This is a genomic window from Mesorhizobium australicum WSM2073 (assembly GCF_000230995.2).
GTDB lineage: Bacteria > Pseudomonadota > Alphaproteobacteria > Rhizobiales > Rhizobiaceae > Mesorhizobium > Mesorhizobium australicum.
Genome location: NC_019973.1, coordinates 612,204 through 636,396 on the forward strand (window position 1 = coordinate 612,204; position 24,193 = coordinate 636,396).

General features: G+C 64.4%; 25 protein-coding genes. 8 read left to right on the forward strand and 17 right to left on the reverse strand.

Annotated features, from left to right (window positions below):
• Positions 1-186: 186 nt before the first annotated feature.
• The gene (locus MESAU_RS02840) at positions 187-1,374 is read right to left on the reverse strand and encodes an IS481 family transposase (protein WP_041163264.1); all 1,188 of its coding nucleotides are present in this window, start codon (positions 1,372-1,374) and stop codon (positions 187-189) included.
• Positions 1,375-1,535: 161 nt separating this feature from the next.
• On the opposite strand from MESAU_RS02840, the gene MESAU_RS02845 reads away from it, so the two are divergent.
• The 3 genes from MESAU_RS02845 (at position 1,536) to MESAU_RS02855 (ending at position 3,254) form a co-directional block, all read left to right on the forward strand.
• Positions 1,536-2,294 carry an SDR family oxidoreductase gene (locus MESAU_RS02845; RefSeq protein ID WP_015314539.1) on the forward strand — a complete coding sequence of 253 codons (759 nt, stop codon included), beginning with the start codon at positions 1,536-1,538 and terminating at the stop codon, positions 2,292-2,294.
• A gap of 160 nt (positions 2,295-2,454) precedes the next feature.
• The gene (locus MESAU_RS02850) at positions 2,455-2,766 is read left to right on the forward strand and encodes an ArsR/SmtB family transcription factor (protein ID WP_015314540.1); all 312 of its coding nucleotides are present in this window, start codon (positions 2,455-2,457) and stop codon (positions 2,764-2,766) included.
• A gap of 2 nt (positions 2,767-2,768) precedes the next feature.
• Entirely contained in the window at positions 2,769-3,254 is a 486-nt protein-coding gene (locus tag MESAU_RS02855; RefSeq protein ID WP_015314541.1) for an SRPBCC family protein, read from the forward strand.
• Between the two features lie 33 nt (positions 3,255-3,287).
• Here the strand turns inward: MESAU_RS02855 and MESAU_RS02860 are convergent, their stop codons facing one another.
• Both MESAU_RS02860 and MESAU_RS02865 read right to left on the reverse strand, forming a co-directional pair.
• Entirely contained in the window at positions 3,288-4,088 is an 801-nt protein-coding gene (locus MESAU_RS02860; RefSeq protein WP_015314542.1) for a class I SAM-dependent methyltransferase, read from the reverse strand.
• Between the two features lie 112 nt (positions 4,089-4,200).
• Positions 4,201-5,325, reverse strand: coding sequence for a LacI family DNA-binding transcriptional regulator (locus MESAU_RS02865; RefSeq protein WP_015314543.1), 1,125 nt, complete (start codon positions 5,323-5,325; stop codon positions 4,201-4,203).
• A gap of 615 nt (positions 5,326-5,940) precedes the next feature.
• Between MESAU_RS02865 and MESAU_RS02870 the strand changes: the two genes are divergently transcribed.
• The 3 genes from MESAU_RS02870 to MESAU_RS02880 all read left to right on the forward strand — a co-directional run bounded on the left by MESAU_RS02870 (position 5,941) and on the right by MESAU_RS02880 (position 9,577).
• Positions 5,941-6,903: a sugar-binding protein gene (locus MESAU_RS02870; protein WP_015314544.1), complete on the forward strand. Its 963-nt coding sequence runs from the start codon at positions 5,941-5,943 to the stop codon at positions 6,901-6,903.
• A 121-nt stretch (positions 6,904-7,024) separates the two neighbouring features.
• Complete coding sequence (locus MESAU_RS02875) at positions 7,025-8,569, forward strand: sugar ABC transporter ATP-binding protein (protein WP_015314545.1); 1,545 nt, start codon at positions 7,025-7,027, stop codon at positions 8,567-8,569.
• A gap of 12 nt (positions 8,570-8,581) precedes the next feature.
• Positions 8,582-9,577, forward strand: a complete 996-nt coding sequence (locus tag MESAU_RS02880) for an ABC transporter permease (protein WP_015314546.1) — start codon at positions 8,582-8,584, stop codon at positions 9,575-9,577.
• Between the two features lie 101 nt (positions 9,578-9,678).
• Here MESAU_RS02880 and MESAU_RS02885 read toward each other — a convergent pair whose 3' ends face one another.
• The 11 genes from MESAU_RS02885 to MESAU_RS02935 all read right to left on the reverse strand — a co-directional run bounded on the left by MESAU_RS02885 (position 9,679) and on the right by MESAU_RS02935 (position 20,528).
• The gene (locus tag MESAU_RS02885; protein ID WP_015314547.1) at positions 9,679-9,894 is read right to left on the reverse strand and encodes a hypothetical protein; all 216 of its coding nucleotides are present in this window, start codon (positions 9,892-9,894) and stop codon (positions 9,679-9,681) included.
• Positions 9,891-10,646 carry a COG4280 domain-containing protein gene (locus MESAU_RS02890; protein ID WP_015314548.1) on the reverse strand — a complete coding sequence of 252 codons (756 nt, stop codon included), beginning with the start codon at positions 10,644-10,646 and terminating at the stop codon, positions 9,891-9,893. Before MESAU_RS02890 ends, MESAU_RS02885 begins: the two co-directional genes overlap by 4 nt.
• Before the next feature lie 132 nt (positions 10,647-10,778).
• Positions 10,779-11,408, reverse strand: a complete 630-nt coding sequence (gene phnN, locus MESAU_RS02895) for a phosphonate metabolism protein/1,5-bisphosphokinase (PRPP-forming) PhnN (RefSeq protein ID WP_015314549.1) — start codon at positions 11,406-11,408, stop codon at positions 10,779-10,781.
• Entirely contained in the window at positions 11,405-12,544 is a 1,140-nt protein-coding gene (locus tag MESAU_RS02900) for an alpha-D-ribose 1-methylphosphonate 5-triphosphate diphosphatase (protein WP_015314550.1), read from the reverse strand. The genes phnN and MESAU_RS02900 overlap by 4 nt, the downstream gene beginning before the upstream one ends.
• A 36-nt stretch (positions 12,545-12,580) precedes the next feature.
• Entirely contained in the window at positions 12,581-13,288 is a 708-nt protein-coding gene (locus tag MESAU_RS02905; RefSeq protein WP_015314551.1) for a DUF1045 domain-containing protein, read from the reverse strand.
• A gap of 152 nt (positions 13,289-13,440) precedes the next feature.
• Positions 13,441-14,253: a 5-deoxy-glucuronate isomerase gene (gene iolB, locus MESAU_RS02910; RefSeq protein ID WP_015314552.1), complete on the reverse strand. Its 813-nt coding sequence runs from the start codon at positions 14,251-14,253 to the stop codon at positions 13,441-13,443.
• A 176-nt stretch (positions 14,254-14,429) separates the two neighbouring features.
• Positions 14,430-14,642: a DUF3329 domain-containing protein gene (locus tag MESAU_RS02915; RefSeq protein ID WP_015314553.1), complete on the reverse strand. Its 213-nt coding sequence runs from the start codon at positions 14,640-14,642 to the stop codon at positions 14,430-14,432.
• Between the two features lie 40 nt (positions 14,643-14,682).
• The gene (gene iolE, locus MESAU_RS02920; protein ID WP_015314554.1) at positions 14,683-15,600 is read right to left on the reverse strand and encodes a myo-inosose-2 dehydratase; all 918 of its coding nucleotides are present in this window, start codon (positions 15,598-15,600) and stop codon (positions 14,683-14,685) included.
• Positions 15,601-15,700: 100 nt separating this feature from the next.
• On the reverse strand, positions 15,701-17,551 hold the full coding sequence (gene iolD, locus MESAU_RS02925) for a 3D-(3,5/4)-trihydroxycyclohexane-1,2-dione acylhydrolase (decyclizing) (RefSeq protein ID WP_015314555.1): 1,851 nt from the start codon (positions 17,549-17,551) through the stop codon (positions 15,701-15,703).
• Positions 17,552-17,589: 38 nt separating this feature from the next.
• Positions 17,590-19,524 (reverse strand): bifunctional 5-dehydro-2-deoxygluconokinase/5-dehydro-2-deoxyphosphogluconate aldolase, encoded by a 1,935-nt coding sequence (locus MESAU_RS02930; RefSeq protein ID WP_015314556.1) that lies wholly within the window; start codon positions 19,522-19,524, stop codon positions 17,590-17,592.
• Positions 19,525-19,682: 158 nt separating this feature from the next.
• A complete protein-coding gene (locus tag MESAU_RS02935; RefSeq protein ID WP_015314557.1) occupies positions 19,683-20,528 on the reverse strand; it encodes a MurR/RpiR family transcriptional regulator in 846 nt (281 codons plus the stop codon).
• Between the two features lie 152 nt (positions 20,529-20,680).
• Between MESAU_RS02935 and MESAU_RS02940 the strand changes: the two genes are divergently transcribed.
• Positions 20,681-21,790: a Gfo/Idh/MocA family protein gene (locus MESAU_RS02940; RefSeq protein WP_015314558.1), complete on the forward strand. Its 1,110-nt coding sequence runs from the start codon at positions 20,681-20,683 to the stop codon at positions 21,788-21,790.
• Positions 21,791-21,810: 20 nt separating this feature from the next.
• Here the strand turns inward: MESAU_RS02940 and MESAU_RS02945 are convergent, their stop codons facing one another.
• Complete coding sequence (locus tag MESAU_RS02945) at positions 21,811-22,509, reverse strand: helix-turn-helix transcriptional regulator (RefSeq protein ID WP_015314559.1); 699 nt, start codon at positions 22,507-22,509, stop codon at positions 21,811-21,813.
• A 128-nt stretch (positions 22,510-22,637) separates the two neighbouring features.
• Here MESAU_RS02945 and MESAU_RS02950 point away from each other — a divergent pair, with 128 nt between their 5' ends.
• Positions 22,638-23,273: a LysE family translocator gene (locus MESAU_RS02950; protein WP_015314560.1), complete on the forward strand. Its 636-nt coding sequence runs from the start codon at positions 22,638-22,640 to the stop codon at positions 23,271-23,273.
• 42 nt (positions 23,274-23,315) lie between these two features.
• Here MESAU_RS02950 and MESAU_RS02955 read toward each other — a convergent pair whose 3' ends face one another.
• Together MESAU_RS02955 and MESAU_RS02960 are read right to left on the reverse strand one after the other, a co-directional pair.
• Positions 23,316-23,831: an SRPBCC family protein gene (locus MESAU_RS02955; protein WP_015314561.1), complete on the reverse strand. Its 516-nt coding sequence runs from the start codon at positions 23,829-23,831 to the stop codon at positions 23,316-23,318.
• Positions 23,809-24,174 (reverse strand): ArsR/SmtB family transcription factor, encoded by a 366-nt coding sequence (locus MESAU_RS02960; RefSeq protein ID WP_015314562.1) that lies wholly within the window; start codon positions 24,172-24,174, stop codon positions 23,809-23,811. Before MESAU_RS02960 ends, MESAU_RS02955 begins: the two co-directional genes overlap by 23 nt.
• Positions 24,175-24,193 lie beyond the last annotated feature (19 nt).

Below are 24,193 nucleotides of genomic sequence, written 5' to 3' on the forward strand. Positions count from 1 at the left end.
AGCCTACCAATTTCGGCGCCATGGTCAAAATAAATGTGTGGAATCAGACGGATGGAGGGCTACGGCGTACAAAGAGAAACGTATCGGAAAGCCGCAGAAATTTCCTCCGAAGGCAGAGGTCACAGGTTCGAATCCTGTCGGGTGCGCCATGCTTCCAGGGTCCGTTCCGGACACATAGGTTACGGTTTATACCGGAGACATGGGTAACACTTTTGGCCCGAAGGGGTTTTGGAGTGGTTCGAGCCTGCATGTCTCATCGTCGAAATATCCCAAATCATAGTCCATGAAGCTAGCCAGCCAGATATGGTCCTCGACCTGTTTGATGCCGACGCTCTGGCCGGCGAAAACGAGGCTGAGGTTGATCTTCTTTCTGTTATAGCAGATGCGGCCGCAGGTAGTGACGATGACAGCCTTGTCGTGAAACGGATAATCGAGATCTGGCAGGCCGGCATAGGGTCGCGTTGAGGGTGCGTAACGCTCTGCCGGACAGTCCATGCCGAGGGCCTGGTGGGGGCGTTCTGAGTTGAACTCGTCGATGAAGTCATCGAACCTGGCCTGCTGCTGCAGAAAGTTGGCGCCTGCCGGTTTGGTGGTTTCCTTCTTCAGGGTCAGGTGCATGCGTTCATGGCGCCCGTTCTGCTGCGGGCAGCCCGGTTTGATGCGCTCGATGTCGATGCCCAGGCGCAGCCACCAGACCGACAGTTTGCTGAGGTTGAACAGCGCATTGGGGCTGGCGAAGGGAACACCATTGTCGGTCCTGATCGCGCTGGGCAGGCCGAACTCCTTGAAAACCCTTTCGAACACGGTGAAGGCATAGGCTTCCTTCGTGGTCGACAGCGCCTCGCAGGCGATGAGATAACGGCTGGCGAAGTCGGTGATCGTCAGCGGATAGCAATAGCGCCGATCGGCGAGCATGAACTCGCCCTTGTAGTCGGCACACCAAAGATCGTTGGGCCGACAGCCGTTGGAAAGCGGTGTTCCCGTCGCCCTGTTGCGCCTTCGCTTGCGGTGCTCGACCATCCCGTGCCGGTCGAGCACGGCGTGCACGGTCGAAATCGCGGGCCGGTGCACATCCGGATATAGCCGGGCCAGCCGCTCGCGTATCTTCGGCGCACCCCAAGTCGGCTTGTCTTGCTTCAGACGCACAATCAGCTTCTCGATTTGAAACGGAAGCTGATTGGCATGGCGGTAGGGCCGGCGCGATCGATCCGTCAGCCCCTCCAAGCCGCTATCATTGTAGCGCGTGAGGATCTTGTAGCCGGTCTTGCGCGAGATATCGAACTCACGGCAAAGCACGGCCATCTTCTCGCCGTCCAGCAGCCGCGCGACGAACTTCAGCCGCTCGTCCATGACGTTACACTCCTTCCAAGGCACCTTGCTCTCCTTGCAAAGGGCCGAAAGTGTAACCCATCTATCCGGAATGAACTGTCACCCATCTCTCGGGAAGGGCACAGGGTCCGTTCCGGACACATAGGTTACGGTTTATATCGGAGACATGGTAACACTTCTGACCCGAACGGGTTTTGGAGCCAGACTTGGCCACAACCACCACCAGGCGTGTCCTGATCACCGGCGCCGGCGCTGCCGACGGCATCGGCTTTGCCATTGCGCGGCAGTTTGGCCGGGCCGGGCATGCGGTTTTCCTGACCGGCGCCAGCGCGCGGGTGCTGGAGCGCGCTGACGAGCTTCGCGGCGAGGGCGTCGATGCCACGGCCGCGGTCGCCGATCTTACCATCGCGACGGAGGTGGAGCGGCTGCGGGCCGAGGTCGGCGCTGTCGCTATCCTGGTCAACAATGCCGGCATGGGTTCGCTGGCGTCGCCGTCCGTGGACAAGACGTTCCTGGCGATGAGCGAGGCCGAGTGGGACCGGGGCATCGAGACCAGCCTGAAGACCGCGTTTCTCGTCACCAGGGCGTTTCTGCCGGCGATGGTCGAAACGGGGTATGGGCGCATCGTCAACGTCGTGTCGGTGACCGGGCCGCTGGTCTCCTACCAGGGCACCGCCGCCTATTCCGCGGCGAAGGCCGGCATGGTCGGCCTGACCCGGACATTGGCGCTGGAAGTGGCGCGCCACGGGATCACCGCCAATGCCGTCGCGCCCGGCTGGATCGAAACCGGCGCGTCGAGCGAGGCGGAGCGGATGACGGCCCTGCATGCGCCGCCGGGCCGCGCCGGCCGGCCCGACGAGGTCGCGGCGGCGGTCGTGTTCCTGGCTTCCGAGAGCGCCAGCTATATCAACGGCGCCTTGCTGGTGGTCGATGGCGGCAACAGCCTTGAAGAACGCAAGGGATAGACGGCGCGGCCAGTCTCATGCCTTGGCGGATTTCCACCTTGGCGCAACTCCTTTCACCGTAATGAAGTGTAACCTCTATCTCGTTAGAAATTTCCCCGCCGCCACCTGGCCGCTGGCACCGTAGCTTGACTTAACTATCAGTCTGCACTAATCATAAGTCATGACTGTTGATAGCGCACAGCTTGCCGCCCTGGGCGATCCGACCCGAAGGCAGATTTTCGAGCTGATCGCGGAGCGTCCGCGCTCGGTGGCGGAGGTCACGCGGCAGGTCAGCGTGTCGCAGTCCGCGGTGTCGCAGCATCTCAAGGTGCTTCGCGACTCGCGGCTGGTGCGCGCGGAGCCGAAGGGCGCCAGCAACGTCTACCACATCGATCCGCACGGGCTGGGCCAGATGCGCGCCTGGCTCGACCGGTTCTGGAGCAAGACGCTCGCGGCCTACAAGCTGGCCGTCGAGACCCCACCAGAGGAGTGACCATGAACACCCAGATCCCCATCGCCTCCGTGAAACAATCCGTCGTCGTCGAGGCGCCGATCGAGCGCGCCTTCAAGGTCTTCACCGAGGATTTTGGCAGTTTCAAACCGCCCGAGCATAACCTGCTTGCAGCCCAGATCGCCGAGACGGTGTTCGAGCCTCGCGTCGGCGGCCACGTCTATGACCGCGGCGTCGACGGCAGCGAGTGCCGCTGGGCGCGCGTGCTGGCCTATGAGCCCCCCAACCGCGTGCTCCTGAGCTGGGACATCAGCCCGCAATGGCGCATCGAGACCGACCCGGCCAAGACCAGCGAGTGGGAAGTGCGGTTCACCGCCGAAACGGCTGGGCGTACCCGCGTCGAGATCGAGCACCGCAACCTGGAGCGCCATGGCCAGGGCTGGGAAGGTGTGCGCGACAGCGTCGCCGGCGATCAGGGCTGGCCGCTTTACCTGCAGCGCTATGCCGATCTGGTTGCTCGGCAGGCCTGATCGCGGTTCAAAGGCGCTTCGCCGCCTGGGTGGTCAGGGCGCCACGCCCCTGCACGCCCAGGCGACATTGGCGAACGACCTCGGGCCGTCCGGTCGCCCGGCCTGATAGGCATCGCGGACGGCAGCCTCGGTGCGCTCGCGCTCGGCTGCCTCCAGCGTGGTCACGTATTTGCCGAGCGAGCCCTCGCCGGCTGAAATCGGCGTCCAGTAATCGGCGAAGTCCTGGTAATCCATACGGATCATCAGCTCGGTTTCGGTCACGTCGGCCAGCCCCTGCTCGATGAAGGTCCGCTTCATTTCGCCGGGCTGCATCATCGGCTGGAAGCAATAGCGGCCGCGCAGCTGGCGCCCGCTCTCGCTGAGCGCGGCGACCGTGTCGATCATCATGCGCATGCCCGCCATGCCGCCGAGATGGTCCCACACCACGGCCGCGACCACGCCGCCCGGCCGCGTCACCCGGCGCATTTCGGCAACCGCCTTGCCGGCTTCCGGCACGAAGTGAAGCACCAGCAGCGCCAGCGCGCGGTCGAACGCATGGTCGGCGAACGGCAAGGCGGTGGCGTCGGCCTGCGATATCTCGATGCGCGGATCGGTGTTGCGTCGCTTTGCGGCCTCGACGAAAACAGGCGAAAAGTCGATGGCCGCGATCGCCGCGAGGTCGGCGGATTTCGCCAGTTCGAACGTCAGGCTGCCGGTGCCGCAGCCGACGTCGAGGATCTTTTCGCCAGGGGCGAACCCGGCGAAACCGATGAAGCTGGGCGCGAGCTTTCGGCTCCAGCGGCCCATGAGTTGCTCATAGCCGGACGCGTCATGAACGGTGAAACTCGACGTCATATGCGCCTCCCTTGGCTGCGGGCGCAGGCTAGACCTCTATCAGGATGAAGCCAAGGCAGGGGAGCGCACGGCGGACGCCTGCCTCCGAGTGCGGGAGGAAAAGTCCGGCTCTTTATGCGACACCCTTGAATGCCGCCACGCTCTCGCGCTCCACCAGCGGGCATTCCAGCTTGGTGATTGGATATCGCCCCCGCCCCACTATCGCAGGCGCTTCCAGCTGCTCGATCGCCCATTGGCCCATGGCCATGTGCGGAAGGATCGACGTCGTCAGCGGCGGGAACAAATGCCGGGCGATTTCCTCGTCGTCATAGCCAACGACCGAGATGTCGGCGGGAATGTGCAGGCCGGCTTCCTTCAGGGCTTCGTAGCAGCCGATCGCGGTGCGGTCGTTCTGGCAGAAGATGGCGGTCGGGCGGTCCTTCAGGGCCAAGAGCTTCACTGTCGCGGCGTAGCCGGCGCTGGCCGACCAGTCGCCCTCGACCACCAGTTCGGGGTCGAAGGGGATGTCGGCGGTGGCGAGCGCGCGGCGGTAGCCTTTCAGCCGGTCCTGTGCTGCCTGCATCCAGGGTTCGCCCGTGATGGTGGCGATGCGGCGGTGGCCGTGGCTGATCAGGTGTCGCGTCGAGCTCTGGCCGCCGGCGATTTCGGAGGGCACCACGGCGGGGAATGCATAGTCCGCCGTGTAGCAGTTGAGCAGAATGACCGGAATGTCGAGGCCGTAGAGGAAGTCGGGCGCCGTGATTTCGCGGGTGAAGATGGTCATGTAGATCAATGCCGAAATGCCGCGCCTGGTCAGCGCCGAAATGGCGCGCGACTCCATCACGGCGTCTCCCATGGTCTGCGCCACCAGAAGCACGTTGCCAGCATTCCACGAGGCCTGGCGCGCGCCCTCGATGGCGACCACGGCTTCCGGGCTGGTGGCGAGCTGGTCGACGGCGAAGCCGATCACGCCGTCGAGTCCGTCGAAGGCGGGGCCATCAAAAGCCCCCTCGAAAGCCGCAACGGGCTTCAGCGCGGAGAAGGCGGGGGCGCTGTAGCCAAGCGCGCGCGCCGCCTCGATCACCCGCTCCCGAGTCTGCCGGGACAGGCGAATGCCAGGTGAATTGTTGAGCACGAAGGAAACCGTCGCCTGCGAGCAGCCGGCGGCGCGTGCGATGTCGGTCATGGTGACGCGGCCCTTGGGCTTTGCCGCCGCCTTGCGGCGCTTCCTGATGGCCTGGTCCGTCGTCTCGCTCATGCCGCCCCCAAATTCCCAGCCTGTCTAGCTGTAGCCCGCCGGGCCGACAAGATGAGGCGACGCTTCCGATTCACATGCGCATCGACCGAACTAATAACTATTACCATCCTTAGGCCCACTCCCGCCATACAGGCTCGAGCCCTCGCAAAACCAGAGGTCGCAAAGCCCCCGCTGCGTGCGATCAGCCATCGCCGCGTCGGCAAATCGATTCGGCCATGACACCCGAGCGCCACCGGACCGGTCGTTTGCTAATAGTGTTTACTAATACAAGGATGCGCTATACCGTCAATCCATCGCCTCCGGCCCCCATTGGTCCGGCTGCGATGGAAGTGTCTGTGAATGGCCCGATGGGGAGCGGATATGACTTCCGCAAACCATGTCTCAGATATGTGATATGTCAGACAAATCGGACTATTTACGAACGAAGAATGAGTCTCTAAAGTCCGTAGCCGTGGCTGGTAACGACGCCATTCTTTCACTGCCGGGAACCCCTTGAGGAGGAGGGCGTCCACGCCGCAGACGGCAATTCAGGTGAGCAAGACAAATTTAGTGTGCAAGACAATCCAGTGAGCAAGTCCGGCCAGTCCTACGACTGACCAAAACGGGAGGTTGAACATGAAATCCTTGATACGCAATGCATCCGTGGCCGCCGCGGCCCTGGCTGTCGGCCTGACGGCGACGGCAATCGCGCGCGCCGACGACAAGCCGACGCTGGCCTTCGTCGTCAACGGCGCTTCCGACTTCTGGAAAGCGGCCGAAGCCGGCGTCAAGAAGGCGCAGGGCGAACTGCCCGACTATACGCTCGAACTCAAATATCCCGAACAATCCTCCGTCGCCATCCAGCAGCGGCTGATGGACGATCTGGTGACCGCCGGCGTCAAGGGCATCATGGTCTCGGCCGTCGATCCCAAGACCTCGACGGATGGCCTGAACAAGATCGCTTCGCAAACGGCGCTGTTCACCACCGATAGCGACGCCCCGCAGACCAAGCGTGTCGCCTATATCGGCTCGTCCAATGTCGACGCCGGCAAGCAGGCGGCCGAAATCGCCAAGAAGGCGATGCCGGACGGCGGCAAGTGCCTGGGCTTCGTCGGCCTGCTCGGCGCCGACAATGCCAAGGAGCGCATCCAGGGCATGAAGGACGGCCTCGCCGGCACCAAGATCGAACTCGTCGACGTGCGCGGCGACGACATCGACCAGGCGCGTGCCAAGAAGAATGTCGAGGACGCGCTGGTCGCCAGCCCCGACGTCACCTGCATGGTCGGCTTCTACTCCTACAACACGCCACGCATCTATGAAGCGCTGCGCGATGCCGGCAAGCTTGGCTCGATCACCGTCGTCGGCTTCGACGACGATCCGATCACGCTGGGCGGCGTCAAGGAAGGCACCATTGCCGCCACCGTCGTGCAGCAGCCCTTCGAATGGGCCTATCAGGGCATGAAGCTGATGGCCGCCTATCTCAAGGGTGACAAGTCGGGCATCCCGGCCGGCAATTTGATCATCATCCCGACCAAGATCATCGGCAAGGATGACGTCGACGCTTACGCCGCCAATCTCAAGGCGATGGCTGGAAACTAAGACCAGAAGCAGTTCAGCCGGCTCAACTTCGCTTGAGCCGGCTGTTCGCATTGACGAACCCTGCTGGGGTCGTCAGTCTGCAGAACGGGCCATGTCGGCCCACCGGCTGCTGTCAGGCATGATGAATTATTCCGACACATCCATCGCGGCGACCACCCCGTTTCTCAGCCTCGAGAACGTGCGCAAGACCTATCCGGGCGTCGTGGCGCTCGACGGGTTTTCCATGGAGGTCAGGCCGGGCGAGGTCATCGGCCTGGTCGGCGAGAATGGCGCCGGCAAATCGACGCTGATGAAGATCCTCGGCGGCGTTACCACGCCCGATAGCGGGGCCATCACGGTCGACGGCGCCGCCCACAAAGGCCTGAGCGTGGAGGGGAGCCTGGGTTCGGGCATCGCCTTCGTCCACCAGGAACTCAACCTCTTCGAAAACCTCGACGTCGCCGCCAACATCTTCTTCGGCCGCGAGCCGCTGCGCGCCGGACCGCTGAGACTTGTCGACCGCGCGAAACTGCGCGACATGGTGGCGCCGCTGCTGAAGCGCGTCGGCGCCAACTTCTCCGCCGACACGCAGGTCGCGGATCTGTCGCTGGCGCAGCAGCAGATGGTCGAGATCGCCAAGGCGCTGTCGATCAAGGCGAGGCTGGTGATCCTCGACGAGCCTACATCGAGCTTGCCGCTGGCCGAGACCGACAAGCTGCTCGACGTCATCAAGGCACTGAAGGCCGACGGCATCAGCGTCATCTTCATCTCGCACCGCCTGCATGAGATCGAGCGCGTCGCCGACCGCGTCGTGGTGCTGCGCGACGGCATGCTGGCCGGGACGCTCGGCAAGCGCGACATCAATCACGACCAGATGGTCAAGCTGATGATCGGCCGCATGCTGAAGGAGCGCGAAAAGGCCTCCGAGGCGGCGCGTGCCCCCGGCGCCGTGGCGCTTGCGGCCAAGGCCGTCCGCACCCCCACCTACCCCAGCCGGCCGGTCGATCTCGACGTCAGGCGCGGCGAAATCCTCGGCCTTGCCGGCCTTGTCGGCTCCGGCCGAACCGAACTGGCGCGGGTGTTCTTCGGCATCGAAGCCAGCCTTGGCGGCACGCTGGAGCTCAACGGCAAGCCGTTAACGCTGGCCAGCGCGGCGGACGCAGTCGCGCAAGGCATCTTCCTTGTGCCGGAAGACCGCAAGCTGACCGGCATCCTGCTCGACCTGTCGATCGCGCAGAATATTTCACTCCCCAATCTGCCGGCGCATGCCAGGCGCTCGCTGGTCTCCGCAAGCGCCGAGACCGCCACCGCCGAGAAGCAGAAGAAAAACCTCGGCATCAAGGCGCCCTCGGTGCAGACGCGCACCGGCACGCTGTCGGGCGGCAACCAGCAGAAGGTCGTGCTCGGCAAATGGCTGGCCATGAACCCGAAGGTGATGATCCTCGACGAGCCGACGCGCGGCATCGATATCGGCGCCAAGGCCGAGATCTACGGGCTGATGCGGGCATTGGCCGACGCCGGCGTCGCCGTGCTGATGATCTCTTCCGACATGGAAGAGGTGATCGGCGTCTCCGATCGCATCGCCGTCATGCATGAGGGCCAGATCTCGGGCATTCTCGACAAGGATCAGTTCAGCCAGGAAAACGTGCTTTTGCTCGCGGTGGGCAAACCGGCGAACAGGCCGTAAGCGGAGACGACGATGACAAAGAAAGATCTCGGCCTGCTGATCCTGATCCTGGTGGTCGGGGCGATCGTCGCCATCATCAATCCGCGCTTCCTCTTGCCGATCAACCTCGCCAACACCTCGAACCTGATCGGCCTGTTCGGCATCCTCTCCATCGGCCAGGCCTTCGTCATCATCACCGGCGGCATCGAACTGTCCGTCGGCTCCGTTGTCGCGTTGCTGGGCACGCTGTTCATCGACTTCATCGCCGTGCGCGGCATGGGATGGCCTGTTGCCTTCGTGCTCATCCTGGTGCTCGGCGCCATCATCGGCCTGGCGCATGGCTGGCTGATCACGCGGCTCAAGCTGCAGCCCTTCGTCGTGACCTTGTGCGGGCTTTTGATCTATCGCGGCGTCGCGCGCTTCTACACCGCCGACGGCACCGCCGGTTTCGCCTTCGGGCAGAATTTTCCCGATCTCGAATTCCTGACCGCCGGCCGCTCCTGGGGCGTGCCGAACTCCTTCTTCGCGCTGATCGTCATCGCCATCGTCATGTGGGTGGTGCTGCACCGCTCGGTGTTCGGGCGCTATCTCTACGCCATCGGCAAGAACGAGGAAGCGGCGAAATATTCCGGCATTCGCACCGGCCGCGTCGTCATGGCGGCTTACGTCATCTGCGGCGTGCTTACCGCGCTGTCGGCGATCTATTTCGCCATGTACACGCGCTCGATCTCGCCGGCCAGCCACGGCCAGTTCTACGAGCTCTACGCCATTGCGGCCGCGGTGCTTGGCGGCTTCTCTCTGCGCGGCGGCGAGGGCTCGCTGATCGGCGTCATCCTCGGCACGGTGCTGCTGCAGGAACTGCAGAACCTCGTCAACCTGCTCGGCATTCCCTCCTCCCTCAACTTCGCGGTGATGGGTGGCGTCATCCTCATCGGCGTGCTGGTCGACCAGCAATGGGGTGTGTTCCGGGCGCGCCGGCGGATGGTCGATGCCGCCCGTAAGGGCGCGGTCGGCGCCGCCGCCGAATAGGTTCCTCCCGGCAGAAATAGCTTACCGGTGCTGGGCGCTGACGGGGTGGCGTGCCTTTCGCGGCCACCCTCTGGTGATCCGCCATGCGGCTTTGGCTGAAATTACCTGCCGCTCTGGCGTGCGGCGCGGCGAACGCTTTGCAACAGGATGGCAAGGCAGCCGACCAGCAACAGCCCACCGCCAAGCAGCGGCGGCAGCGCGAGCAACTTCACCGCCGCGGTCACGGCGGCCACCAGGACCAGCGCCAGCAGCGCCAGATTGCCGTCATCGACGAACATGCCGAAGACTTCCCTGGCAACGAGACGAAGGACGTTCATCGGGCGAGCCCTCCGGCTGCCGTTGGACTGATGCCGCGCAGCCAGCGCACCATGGCGAAGGACGCTAGCGCGACGATGGCGAAGATGGCCAGCAGGGCAAGATCGGCGCCAGGCCAATCGGCGCCGATGCCTTCGCCGGTCCAGAAGATACCAAAGCTGGTCAGCATCAGCCCGACCACGAATTTGAGCGCATTCTCGGGCACGCGCGCCAGCGGCCGGTGGACGGCCAGGCCGACAAGCATCACCAGGACGAAAGCCGCCAGCGCACCCATGCTGGCGTAAAATGTCTGCCCATGCGCGGCGCCGACGGCAATGACGATGAACACCACCTCGACACCCTCGAGCAGCACCGCCTTGAACGAGGCCAGTCCGGCGAGGTAGTCGGCGCGCCGGTCGGCGGCCTGCCGGTGCAGGGCCGCGGTTTCCTTGGCGAAGGCCGCTTCCTCGTCATGCAGGGCAATGACGCCGACGCTGCGCAGGATGGCTTTTCGCAGCCAGCGCATGCCAAACAGGATGAGCAGCACCCCGACGACGAACTGCAGGGTGGTGATCGGGACCAGCGCCAGCAGCGGGCCGAAGGCCAGCACCAGGGCCGCCAGCACCGCCAGCGCCAGCGCGGCGCCGGTCAATGCCGGGCGCCAGCTGCGTGTCACCCCCACCGCGAGCACGATGGTGAAAGCTTCGACGACCTCGACCAGGGAGGCGAGAAATGCCGCCGTGACTGTCGAGAGGATGGGTGTCAGTGTCTGCATGAAGCTTCCTGTCTGGCTCGCCCCTGATTCCTGGGGCGAATTCCCGGAGCGTAATCCAGAATCACCCTATGCGGCCAGCGGCCCGGAGCATTTCCAGCGACAGCGCAAGCAGGCGGGTGAAACAAGTCCGGATCAGATCAGGCCCGACATGTCGGAAAACGCCATGGCCTTGCGCAGCACTTCGGCGAAACGCTCGCCGGCCACTTCGCGCGGACCGCTGTTGTCGATCGACGTGACGCCAGGGCCGGACAAGCTCATATTGGCGCTGCGCGCCAGCCGCGCCAGCACCTCGCCGCGCGACTCGCGGCCGCGCATGGCCAGCCGCTCGGCCAGCACCTCGGGCGAAGCGGTGATCTCGACGATCGCCAGATTGGCATAGCGCTCGCGCAAGGTGGGGATGATCGCGCGCGACACGTTGGCGACGGCGACATGTCCATTGGAAACAGACCAGTCGACATCGGCAGGCAGGCCATAGCGCAGGCCATGCGCTTCCCAAGAGACGGCGAAAGCGCCGTCGGCATCGGCCTCGGCGAAGGCGGCGTCGGCCAGCGTATCGTGGTCCTCGCTCGCCGCATCGCTCGGCCTGGTGATGACGCGGCGCACGAACTCCAGCTGCGTCTCGTCGGCAAACAGCGCCTTGGCGTAGCCGATCACCGTGTCCTTGCCGGCACCGCTGGGGCCCACGACGGCGACAAAGACGCCGTGACGGATCGGAAAGGTTTCGGCGGACAGTTCGCGCTCGATCGAGGCCGACACCATCATGCCACCCGGCGCCCCTGCCGCCAGACGGTGCGTACGACCGGAACATGATCGTCGACGCGCACGCGCACCAGATCGGCGCGACGGCCCTGCTCGATGACGCCGCGGTCGTCGAGGCCGACGGCCTGCGCCGGGTTCTTGGAAACCATGGCGACGGCCTGCGGCAGCGAAATGCCTTCCACCATGTCGCCCAGGAAGAAGGCCGACTGGATCAGGCTGAAGGGAATGTAGTCGGACGACAGGATGTCGAGCAGGCCATCGCTGGCCAAGGTGCGTGCCGAGACATTGCCCGAATGCGAGGCGCCGCGCATGACATTGGGCGCGCCCATCAGCACGCCGAGCCCGGCGGCCTTCGAGGCCCGCGCCGCTTCCTCGGTGGTCGGGAACTCGGCGACCCGCACGCCCTGCTCGACGGCCTCGTCGACATGAGCCGACGTGGCGTCGTCATGGCTGGCGAGCACGATGCCGCGCTCCTGGCAGGCGGCGGCGATGAAGACGCGGTTCGGCCCGGAGTTGCGTGCCGATTCGGCCATCCGCTTCTCGCAGAATTTCTGGAAATCGCGATCCGAGAGTTTCAGCTTGCGCTGGTAGTAGTAGGCATAGGTTTCAAGGTTGACGAACTGGCGCTGGCCTGGCGCATGGTCCATCAGCGACGCCAGCTTGACCCGTTCGTCACCGTCGAAATTGGCGAATGCGTCGAGGCAATCCGGTGCTGAAACCTCGCAGCGAAGATGCAGGAAGTGATCGGCCCGCAGACGATCCCGCGCGACGCTGTCCTCGATCGCATCGGCCAGCTTGCGAATGTCGTCCAATGTCAGGTCGGCGTCCTCGTCCATGCCGACGCGCAAGGCATCGAGCACGGTCGTGATGCCGGCGGTCGCCACCTGCGCGTCATGGGCGAGCACCGCGGCGATCGGGTTCCAGCGCACTTTCGGCCGCGGCGCATAATGGCCCTCGAGATGGTCGGTGTGGAGTTCGACCAGCCCTGGAATGATAAAGTCGCCGCCCATGTCCTCGCCGGTCCGGGCAGCATCGCCATCGATGCCGGCGATCAAGCCATCGCGCAGCACCAGTGACCCTTCGACGATCTCGTCGGCAAGAACGATGCGGGCGTTGGAAAGAACAGTTTCGGCGGTCATTGCGGGTAGTCCTTGGTTCTTGCAGTCGGGTTTCGTTCAGGCGGTTTTCCGGGCCGGGCGGCGTCCGAGCGCGTGCTGGGAAAGCACCATGAATGGCGCGCCGGGTTCGGGTTCGACGAACAATGTCAGCGCATCCACCAGCACGGGCTGGCGCAACACATCGGCGAAAAGGCTGTCGATGGCGGCGCGCAGGCGAGGGCTTTCCTGTGGGCCGGCCCGGCCGGACAGGGTCATGTGGAAGCGGAAGGTCTCGAAGACATAGGGATAGCCCCATTGGCAGAGATTGCGAAACTCGGCCGGCTTCAGCGAATCCGGGCTGCGCCGCTCGATCTCGGCCTCTGACAGCGGTGCGCGAAACCGGTCGAAATCGCGTACCACATTGTCGGCGAAGCGGTTGAGCGGCGGCAGCGGCCCTTCCGGCACCAGCGCGAAGAAGCTGTCGATCTGGCTGACGATAAGGCGCGGGATCGTGACGACAGGCGTAACCTCGGCAAAATGATCCAGCGCCGCGCGCAGCGAGGTCTCGGTCTCCGTGGCAGCCAGATGGAAGGGCGCCTTCAGCGTCGCGTGAAAGCCATAGCGGCGTGCCGAGGCCGTGTGGAAGGCCACTTCCGCTGCCGACAGATCGGCAACGGCCTCAACCGGCCTGGTCGCGGCACCGAAGGGATCGCGGCCTAGCCAGTCGGCGGCGATGCGCGCCAGCGGCTCGTCCTGCCTAGGAGTGAAATAAATGGCATAACGCATGGGAAGTCCTCGTCAGAACCGTTGCCATAGGTGATTTCCATGACGGATTGACGAAGCTTTGACGGGTTTTAGAAGGCAAATCGACCCCTAGGGTCCTTAGCCGACGATTTTTCCCAGCTGGACCAATAAGTTCGGCCGGAAACGCGAGACGGTCAGGCCTTCATCAACCATTCGTGCTCGGGCGCATTGTGGAATTTCCAGGTCCGCTTCGGTCCGGCCATCACATTGAGATAATAGAGGTCATAGCCGTGGCAGGCGGCACAGGGGTGATAGCCCTTGGGCACCAGCACCACATCGCCGTCCTCAATCGCCATGGCTTCGTCCAGCGCGCGATGTCCGCTTTTGTCGGCATCGGTGTAGACGCGCTGGAAGGCAAAACCCTGCGGCGGGTTGAGGCGATGGTAGTAGGTTTCCTCGAGATAGGATTCGGCAGGCAGATTGTCCTGGTCGTGCTTGTGCGGCGGGTAGCTCGAGGTGTGACCGCCGGGCGTGATGACCTCGACGACCAGCAACGAGTCGGCCGGCTGGCCTTCCGGCAGGATGTTGGTGACGTAGCGCGTATTGGTACCCTTGCCGCGCACCTCCTGGCCGAGATCGTTCGGTCCGATGACCCGGACCGGGAGGCCACCACCAAGACCAGGCGCCGAGCAGACGCCAAGTTCCAGCTCGGTATCGGCCGTCACCGACCAGTCCGATCCCTGCGGCACGTAGACCGACCACGGCTTGCCATCGAAGGGCGACATGCGCTCGCCGAGCAGGCCGAGATCCTTGCCGCCGGCTTTCGCGGTACCCTTGCCGGTCACGAACACCAGGCCGATTTCGCGGTCGTCCGTCCTTCCCGAGGCGCTTTCGCCTGGCTTCAGCCGATGCAGGTCGAAACCGACATAGGTCCAGCCGGCGCTTTTCGGCGTCACATGGGCGACGCGGCCATGGCCCTTGTCGGCCTTGACGAGCAGTTTCGACATTTTGTCTCTCCTATCCTAGCCTTCCAACTTCGTCATCCTGGGGCGGAGCAGGAGCGAAGCTCCGTCGCGAAGACCCTAGGATGACGAAGCGAGGGGCGTTTCGGCCAATCGCCGACGTGTGCGATCCGTTACGCTCGCAGTATCCAATCCACAAAACTGCTCGCGCCATGGACCGCCTATTCCTTCGGATCGGCCGGAGGCTTCGTCTCGTCGGCCGGCTTATAAAGATAAAAAAATTGCCAGGCGCCGTAGCCGGCAAAGCCGAGCGCGATGACGCCCCAGAACGGCGTGCCGGTGGCGAACTCGATGACCGACCAGATGAGGCAGACCGCGACGACGGCGACACGCCGCCACAATGGCCGGAAGAAGGGGTGCTCGGAATCTTTCATCTGGCCAGCCTACAGCAAGCCCGGCCTGGCGAGAACCCGATCAGGCATTCGGAAACCCTTGCGTCTCCACCGTGTAACCGGCTGATGTCATCACCCGCATCAGCTCCTTGTGGCCAACCTGCGCCATCTTCAGCGGCGGGTTCTTCTTCGGGTCCTGCTCGGCCTCGACCACGAACCAGCCTTCATAGCCGTGGTCGGCGAAGCGCTGCACGATGGCGCCGAAATCGAGCGAACCGTCGCCCGGCACGGTGAAGGCGCCGAGCGCCACGGCATCGAGGAAGGACTGCTTCGTACGGTCGAGCTTCTCGATCACGCCCATGCGCACGTCCTTCACATGGACGTGGCTGATGCGCTTGTGGTGGTTGTCGATGGCGCGCAGCACGTCGCCGCCGGCAAAGGCGAGGTGTCCGGCATCGAGCAGCAGTGGGATGCCTTCGCCGGAATGGCGCATGAAGGCATCGAGCTCCGGCTCGGTCTCGACCACAGCCGCCATGTGATGGTGATAGGACAGCGGCATGCCTTGCTCGGCGCACCATTCGCCGAATTCGGTCAGGCGCCGCGCGTAGGCCTTCATCTCGTCGCCAGTGAGCTTCGGCTTGGTGGCGAGCGGCTTGGAACGGTCGCCCTGGATCGAGCGGCCGACCTCGCCATAGACGATGCAGGGCGCGTCGACTGCCTTGAACAGGTCGATCATCGGCTGGATGCGGTCCTTGTTGGCAGCCATCTCCTCATCGACCAGCGTGCCGGAAAACCAGCCGCCGCACAGCGTCACGTCGGCGGCCTTCAGGATCGGCAGCATGATGGCGGGGTCGTTGGGAAAGCGCCGGCCCATCTCCATGCCGGTGAAGCCGGCAGAGCGCGACTGGCGCAGACATTCCTCCAGCGACACGTCATCGCTCAGTTCGGCAAGATCGTCGTTCCACCACGCGATGGGGGACATGCCCAATTTGGCTTTCAAGTCGTCACTCCGGATTAGACAGTTCAATTTTTTTGGCGCTAGCGCCGCCCCTCATCCGCATGCCCGCACCCGTATAGTGAGCGGGAGAAGGGAGCTGGCGTCAATCGCCGACGCTCTGCATCCGCCGCTTCTCGTCATAGGCCTTGCGCGCGGCGTTCACCTGAGGCCGCGCCGAAACCTCGGGCACCGCCACGTCCCACCAATGGCCACCGGCATCGGTCGAAACCAGCGGATCGGTGTCGATGACCAGCACGGTGGTGCGGTCGTTCTTCTTGGCTTTTTGCAGCGCGTTTTCCAGCTCGGCAACCGACGGCACTTTCTCTGATATCGCACCCATGCTCGCCGCATGCGCGGCAAAGTCGATGTCAGGCAGGATTTCATAGCGCGAGTCCTGCAAGAGATTGTTGAAGTTGGCGCCGCCGGTCGCCATCTGCAGCCGGTTGATGCAGCCAAAACCCCTATTGTCGAGCAGCACCACGGTCAGCTTCAGGCCGAGCATCACCGAGGTGGCGATCTCGGAGTTGAGCATCAAGTAGGAGCCGTCGCCGATCATGACGACGACCTCCTCGTCGGGCTTGGCCATCTTGGTGCCGAGCCCGCCGGCGATCTCGTAACCCATGGTCGAGAAGCCATATTCGGCGTGGTAGGAGCCCGGCGCACCGGCCTGCCAGAGCTTGTGCAGTTCGCCGGGAAGTCCGCCTGCCGCATGCAGCAGCGTCACGCCTGAGCCCATGGCGCGCTGCACGGCGCCGATCACCTGCGCATCCGAGGGGAAAGCAGCGTTGGTCGAGGCCGTCACCTTGGCCGCATCGGCCTGCCAGGCCTTCTTGCCGGCGGCCGCATTGTCGGTCCAGGCGGCGGGCGCCTTCCAGCCTTGCAGAGCGGTTGCCAACTCGGCCAGCCCTTCCCAGGCATCCGCGACCAGCGGCAGCGCCCGGTGCTTGCCGGCATCGAAGGGCTGCACGTTGAGCCCGATGATGGTCTTGCCGGAATTCTTGAACAGCGCCCACGAGCCGGTGGTGAAATCCTGCAGCCGCGTACCGATGGCCAGCACGACGTCGGCCTCTTCCGCCAGCCGGTTGGCAGCAGAGGTGCCGGTAACACCGACGGCCGCCATGTTGAGTTGGTGATCGTCCGGCAGCGAGGACTTGCCGCCTTGCGTTTCGCAGACCGGAATACCGGCGGCTTGGGCGAACTTGGCCAGTTCGTCGGAAGCCTGGGAGTAGAGCACGCCGCCGCCGGCGATGATCAGCGGCTTCCTGGCCCCCTTGAGCGCCGCGACGGCCGCCGCCAGTTCGTCACGGTCCGGACGCGGCCGGCGCTGGCGCCACAGCCGCTCGGCAAAGAAGCTCTCGGGATAGTCATAGGCCTCGGCCTGCACGTCCTGGCAAAGCGACAAAGTCACCGGTCCACATTCGGCCGGATCGGTCAGCACCTGCATGGCGCGACTCAGCGCCGGGATGATCTGCTCCGGCCGGGTGATGCGGTCGAAATAGCGCGACACGGGGCGGAAGCAGTCGTTGACCGTCGCCGTGCCGTCGGAAAAATCCTCGGCCTGCTGCAGCACGGGATCGGGAATGCGGTTGGCGAAGACGTCGCCCGGCAAAAACAGGACGGGCAACCTGTTTACGTGGGCGAGGGCCGCCGCCGTCACCATGTTCATCGCGCCAGGGCCGATCGAAGAGGTCGCGGCCATGAAGCGGCGGCGGAAATTGGCCTTGCCATAGGCGATCGCCGCATGCGCCATCGCCTGCTCGTTGTGGGCGCGGAAGGTCGGCAACTCGTCGCGCACCTGGTAGAGCGCCTCGCCGATGCCGGCGACATTGCCGTGGCCGAAGATCGCCCAGACGCCGCCGAAGATCGGCGTTTTTTTCCCGTCGACCTCGGTCATCTGGCGGGACAGGAAGCGGGTCAGCGCCTGCGCCATCGTCAGGCGGATTGTCTTGCTCATGGTGTTTTCCTCCGCAGTCCCTACGCCGTTGCGCCTTGTTATGCCGCCTTGCGGCCGCGCGCGACAAGCCACGCTTCGGTCAACTGTTCGAAGCGCGACGCCATGTCGGCGACAGCCTCGTCGTCCGACATCCTGCCGGCCAGCCATTGTTCGGCTGCGTGGACGAAGATGGTGCGCCCGACGGCAAAGCCCTTGACGATGGGCGCGTTGGCCGTAGCGGCGAAAGCGGCCTCCAGTTCGTCCTGCGGCGCCTCCAGGCCAAGCAGCACGATGCCCCGGCACCAGGGATCGTGCTTCAGGATCACCGCCTCGATCCTGGCCCAGGCGCCGCTCGACGCCTGCGGTTCGAGCTTCCACCAGTCCGGCTTGATGCCGAGCGCATAGAGTTCCTCCAGCGCGCGCGGGATCGTCGTGTCGTCGAGCTTGCCGTGCTTGCCGGCGATGATCTCGATGAGAAGTTCGCGTCCAACTTTGCGCGCGGCCTCGAACAGCGCGCGCAGCTTCTGCTGCTGTTCTTCCTTCAGTTCCGCCGGATCGTCGGGATGATAGAAGCACAGGCACTTGATGCAGTGGTCGACGGGCCATTCGGTAAGCTGCGAGCCGATGTCCTGCGAGAATTCGAAGCGCAACGGCCGCGAGCCCGGCAGTTCCACCGGGCGTCCGAGCCAGGCGAAGGGGTGGCGAGCGAATTCGAACATCGCCTCGCGGCCATGTTTCTCGTCGATCAGCATGCCATAGCCGTCGCGGCCGGCCGCGACCTTGGCTGCTGCCTTGACCGCCAGCACCTTGAAATCGCGGACGCGCGCCGGATCGGCGCCGGTCTTGGCCACCACATCCTCGAGCTGCACACGGTGGTCGCAGGCGAGCGCCATCAGCGAGGGGATGTCGCGCCGGCGTGTCGTCGCCCAATGGATGTGATTGATCGCCTCGTCCTTGCGCAGCGCGCGATGCTTGCTGCCGTTCTCGAGAAAGAACCGCAGCTCCTCGAAGGTCGGATATTCCGGCGCGCAGAGCAGCCGCGACACGGCGAAGGCGCCGCAGGCATTGGCCCAGGTCGCCGCCGTGGCAAGGCTTTCACCGCCGAGCCAGCCGCGCAGCAGACCGGACATGAAGGCGTCACCGGCGCCCAGCACATTGTAGATCTCGATCGGGAAACCCTTGCCCACGACGCCGTCCTCGAGATCGTCGCTGATCGGTCCGTCATAGACGATGCAGCCCATGGCGCCGCGCTTCAGGACGATGGTGGCCGAGGACAGGGAGCGGATCGTCTTCAGCGCGCTCAGGCAGTCGTCGGCGCCGGACGCGATCATGATCTCTTCCTCGGTGCCGACGATGAGGTCGCAATCGGGCAGCACCGTCTTCAACTGGGCCGAGACGCGGTCGGATTTGACATAGCGCTCAAAGCCTTCGGCGTGGCCGGCAAGGCCCCACAAATTCGGGCGATAGTCGATATCGAACACGACCTTGCCACCCCTGGCCTTCATGATGCGGATCGCCTTGCGCTGGGCGGCATCGCTGTTGGGGCGGGAAAAATGCGTGCCGGTGACGACGATCGAACGGGCCGAGGCAATAAACGCTTCGTCGATATCCTCCTCGGCCAGCGCCATGTCGGCACAGTCGGATCGGTAGAAAATCATCGGCGAAACGCCTTCGCTCTCGACCGAAAGCAGAACCAGCGCGGTCAACCGCTCCTTGTCGGTCTTCAGACCGTCGGTGTTGACGCCTTCGCGTTTCAGCTGCTCGCGGATGAAGCGGCCCATCTGTTCGTCGCCGACGCGCGTCAGCAGAGCCGAGCGCAGCCCGAGCCGCGCCGTGCCGACGGAAATATTGGCCGGGCAGCCGCCGACCGACTTGGCGAAGGAGGTGATGTCCTCCAGCCGCGAGCCGATCTGCTGGCCATAGAGGTCGACGGACGCGCGGCCGATGGTGATGACATCGAGCGGCGCCTGTCTTGCGTCCACGGCTTCGCTCATTGGAACCTCCCGTCGGTCTTGTCGTCATGGACAACATTGTTTTGGGTAACACGCGCGAGCGGCTGCGTGGCGCCGGCAATATGAAATAATAATTCCAATCCATAGTCAATATGGAATGAGCATTCCCTAGGCTAAAATTGCCTTGAAGGGACGCCTGATCAAGCCTTGCGCTTACGGCTCGCGTCGCGCCGCTTCTCGCCGACGCCGACGGTCAGCGCCATGGCCAGCGCCATTGTCGCCGACAGCGAGCGGAAGCCGGCGAAATCCGCCTCGGCAACCTCGAACCAGACCCTGGCGAACTGGGCGAGCGGCGAGAACGAGCTGTCGGTGATGGCGACGATCGGCACGCCCTGCTCGGAAATGGCGCGCGCCTCCTCGATCGTGGCCGGCGCGTAGGGCGAGAAGCTGATGGCGATGACGGCGTCCGCCGGTGTGGCGAAGCCGACCATCTCGGCATTCAGGCCGGCGGCCGATTCGATCAACTGGTTGCGGATCTTCAGCTTGCCGAGCGCATAGGCGATGTAGGAAGCCACTGGATAGGAGCGTCGCTTTGCCAAGACATAGATGGTCTGCGCCTTCGCCAGCAGTGAAATCGCGTCTTCCAGATGCGCATCGTCCAGCGTGCGGGAAATGTCGTTGAGCGAGGTGCTGGCGGCGGCGATGAAGCCGTCGAAGATCGCCCGGTGGCCGGCACCGCCCTCGGCCTTGGCGCGCAGCGCCTGCAGCCGCTCGTCATAGGAAGAGTTGCGCTCGCGCAGACGTTCCCGGAACACCTGCTGCAGGCTGGTAAAACCGTCGAAGCCGAGTTGCTGGGCAAAGCGGATCAGGGTCGAGGGCTGCACGCCGGCCGAAGCGGCGATGCTGGCGGCGGTACCAAAGGCGATGTCGTCGGGATTGTCGAGCGCGTAGGCGGCGATCTGGGCGATGCGCTTGGGCAGGCTCTCGCGCCGGTCCAGAATCGTGGCACGCAGCGTCTCGAAGTCGCGAGGTACCTGTTCGTCCATCGTCCCTCTGCCCAAGCCTGTCTGGACACCCTCTCTGCCCCATCATAGCGAGCCTGCGCAAGAACGCCATAAAAAATGAGGCAGACATTCCATTCCTGAAAAAAATGGACTAATTCATCCACTCAGCTTCTATGGCAGCGGAGGAACGAAAAATGGTCGGCGTCGGTCTTATCGGCACGGGTTTCATGGGCAAATGCCACGCCATCGCGTGGAGCGCCGTCGGGGCCGTCTTCCCCGATGCGGCCAAGCCACGGCTCGTCCATCTCGGCGAGGTCAATGAGGAGCTCGCCAGGCGCAAGGCAGGCGAGTTCGGCTTCGCCAAGGCCACCAGCGACTGGCGCGCCGTCGTCGACGACCCGGAGGTCGATATCGTGTCGCTGACAACCCCCAATCAGTTCCATCCGGAAATGGCCATCGCTGTCCTCGAAGCCGGCAAGCATCTGTGGTGCGAAAAACCGATGGCACCGAGCTTTGCCGAAGCCGAGGCGATGGCGGCCGCGGCGAAGAAATCAGGCAGGGTCGCCGCGCTTGGCTACAACTACATCCAGAGCCCGGCCATCCGCCACATCGGCGCGCTGCTCGACGAGAAGATCATCGGCGAGGTCAACCATCTGCGCATCGAAATGGACGAGGATTTCATGGCCGATCCCGAGGCGCTGTTCTTCTGGAAGCACGAGGCGACTTCCGGCTACGGCGCGCTCGACGATTTCGCCGTGCATCCGCTGTCGCTGGTCTCCGCGCTGTTCGGCCGCGTCGGCAGCGTCATCTGCGACATGGCCAAGCCCTATGCCGACCGCAAGCTGGCCTCAGGCGGCCGGCGCGCGGTGGAGACCTACGACATTGCCAGCGTGCTCGTGCATCTGGAGAACGGCATTGCCGGCACGCTGCAGGTCAACCGCTCGGCCTGGGGCCGCAAGGGCCGCATCGCCATCCAGATCTTCGGGTCCAAGGGATCGATCCTGTTCGACCAGGAGCGGATGAACGAATTCCAGCTCTACCTGACGTCCGACCGACCCACCGAACAGGGCTACCGCACCATTCTGGTGGCGCCGCAGCACAGGCCCTATGACCTCTTCGTGCCGGCGCCCGGCCACAGCCTCGGCTTCAACGACCTCAAGATCATAGAATGCCATGAATTGCTGACACGGCTTGCCGGCAAGCCGGCCCGGCTCATCGAGTTCGCCGAAGGACTGGAGATCGAGCGCACCGTGCACGCCATGGCGCGCTCCTTCGAGGAGAAGCGCTGGGTGGACGTAAGGTAGGGTTCGCTATGCTGGTCGCTTTAGCCGGCGGCCGCTGCATTGACTTCCCATCCGTCGACCCAGACCTGCCGCAAACGATCGCCTTCGCCCTTGAAACGTAGCCCGGTCGGCCGGCAATCCTCGATGCGGTCGCTGCGGAAGTTGCGGATCGCCTGGCGCAACTCGCACCAGGCGACGATGTTGGCGGTTTCGGCGTAATAGATCAGAGCGATCGGGCGGATGAGGCGCTCGGAAGCGCGGCCAAGCTCGTCGCGATAGGAGAGCTCGAGCTTCTCCTCGTCGCGTATGGCGCGGCGCACCAGCGCCAGATCGATCGCGCCTGCGGAGGGCGCGGCGAAGCCCCAGGCGTGCAACGCATTGGCGTCGAGCGTCTGGCGCAAGGGCGACGGCACCGCGCCGGCGATCTTGGCGCCGACGCGCTTGGCCGCCTGCTTGAGCTCGTCGTCGCCCGTGCGCTCGAGCAGCGCCAGCGACAGGACGATCGCCTCCATTTCCTCGATCGAAAACATCAGTGGCGGCAAGTCGAAGCCGGGGCGCAGGATGTAGCCGATGCCACGCCCGCCCTCGATCGGCACGCGTATCGCCTGCAGCGCCGCGATGTCGCGATAGATCGAGCGGATCGTCACTTCCAGTTGCCCGGCGATCATTGCCGCCGTCACCGGCTGCCGCGCCAGCCGCAGGATCTGGATGATCTCGAACAGGCGCGAGGCCTTGCGCATTTTTCTGACCTGGTACCGATCACAACTGACACACCATCGTCAGTTGGGCCTGCCTATAGGACTGCCTATCGATTTGAAAATCAACAGGTTCCGCCGAGGCTGGCCGAGCGGGACAACAGGCAACTGACATGGGCTATGCTGAAAATCTCTGGCTGTTCTTTATCCTCCTGTTCGGCATCATCGCCGTTCCAGGCATGGACATGCTGTTCGTGCTTGCCAATGCGTTGACCGGCGGCCGCGACAGGGGTCTTGCCGCGACCGGCGGCATCATGGTCGGCGGCATGGTGCACACGCTGAACGGCGCTATCGGCGTCGGCCTGCTGATGCATTTCTTGCCGATCCTGTTCAAGCCGCTGCTGTTAGCGGGCGCCGCCTACATGGCCTTCATCGGCATCACGCTGATGCGCAGCTCCATCACCGTCGGCAACGAGAGCCCCGCCGGCAGCCGCTCGGCATGGAAGGCGTTTCGCCAGGGCTTGGTGACCTGCCTGATCAACCCGAAGGCCTACCTCTTCGTGCTCGCCGTCTATCCGCAGTTCCTGAAACCGGACTACGGCCCGATCTGGATGCAGGCGACGATCATGGGCCTGCTGACCATGCTGACGCAGGCCGCGGTCTATGGCGGGCTCGCAATATCGGCCGGCCGCAGCCGCAAGCTTCTGATCGCCAATCCACGGGTGACCATCCTTGCCGGCCGGGCGGCCGGGCTGCTGCTCTTCGCGGTCTCCGTGTTCACCGCATGGGAAGGGCTGAGGGCGGCGTAGTCTCGGGCTGAACCGAACCGCCGCCTTCTGGCGCCTGCCGGATCAGGCGGCGCCGTGCCGCAGCGTGGCGAGAAGCTCGTCCAACTGCCCGAACGTCTCGGCCATCGCATCCGCCGCCCCGGTACCGGCGGCGTCGAGGGCCTCCTTCGAGGGATAGACCTCGTGCATGACCAGCAGCGTCTTGCCGCCTTTTTCCTCGAAGGTCACTGTGGTCACGGGTCCACCGTCACCACCTTCGTCATTGGTCCAGACGAGGCGCGAGGGCGGTGTCACTTCGAGATACCTGCCGAAGAACTCGGCGGGGTGCGAGTCATCATGCCCGAACACCAAGCGGTACCCGCCTCCCACACGAACATCCATCTCACAGGAACGCAGGAACATGCCCATCGATTTCGGCGTCCACCACTGCTTGAACAGCTCGGGCTTTGTCCAGGCCTCGAACACGATGCGGGCCGGCGCGTCGAAGGTTCGCGTGACGACCAGCTCGCGGTCGGACTTCCGTTCCACCGTCGTGCGGTTCTGCATGGGGGTGGGCTCATTCGCTCTTGTTTCGTCCATCGGCTTCCTCCTTCCGTTTCATTTCCTCGACAACCTTGTCCAGCTCGTCGAAGCGTGCGGCCCAGAGCTGGCGGTATCTCTCGATCCATCCCGTCTCCTCCTCCAGGCGGCGCAGGCCGAGCTTGCAGGTCCGCACGCGCCCGACCTTCCGCGTCGTGACGAGGCCTGCCTGCTCCAGAACGCCGACATGCTTCTTCATGCCCGTGAGGGTCATATGGAATTTCTGGGCCAAGTCCGTGATCGAGGCATCCGCACGGCCGAGCTGCTCCAGAACGCCGCGTCGGGTGGCGTCCGAAAGCGCGGCGAACGAGGCATCCAGGCGGGCAGGAGAATACTGAACCATTTGGTTCAGTATGTAACAC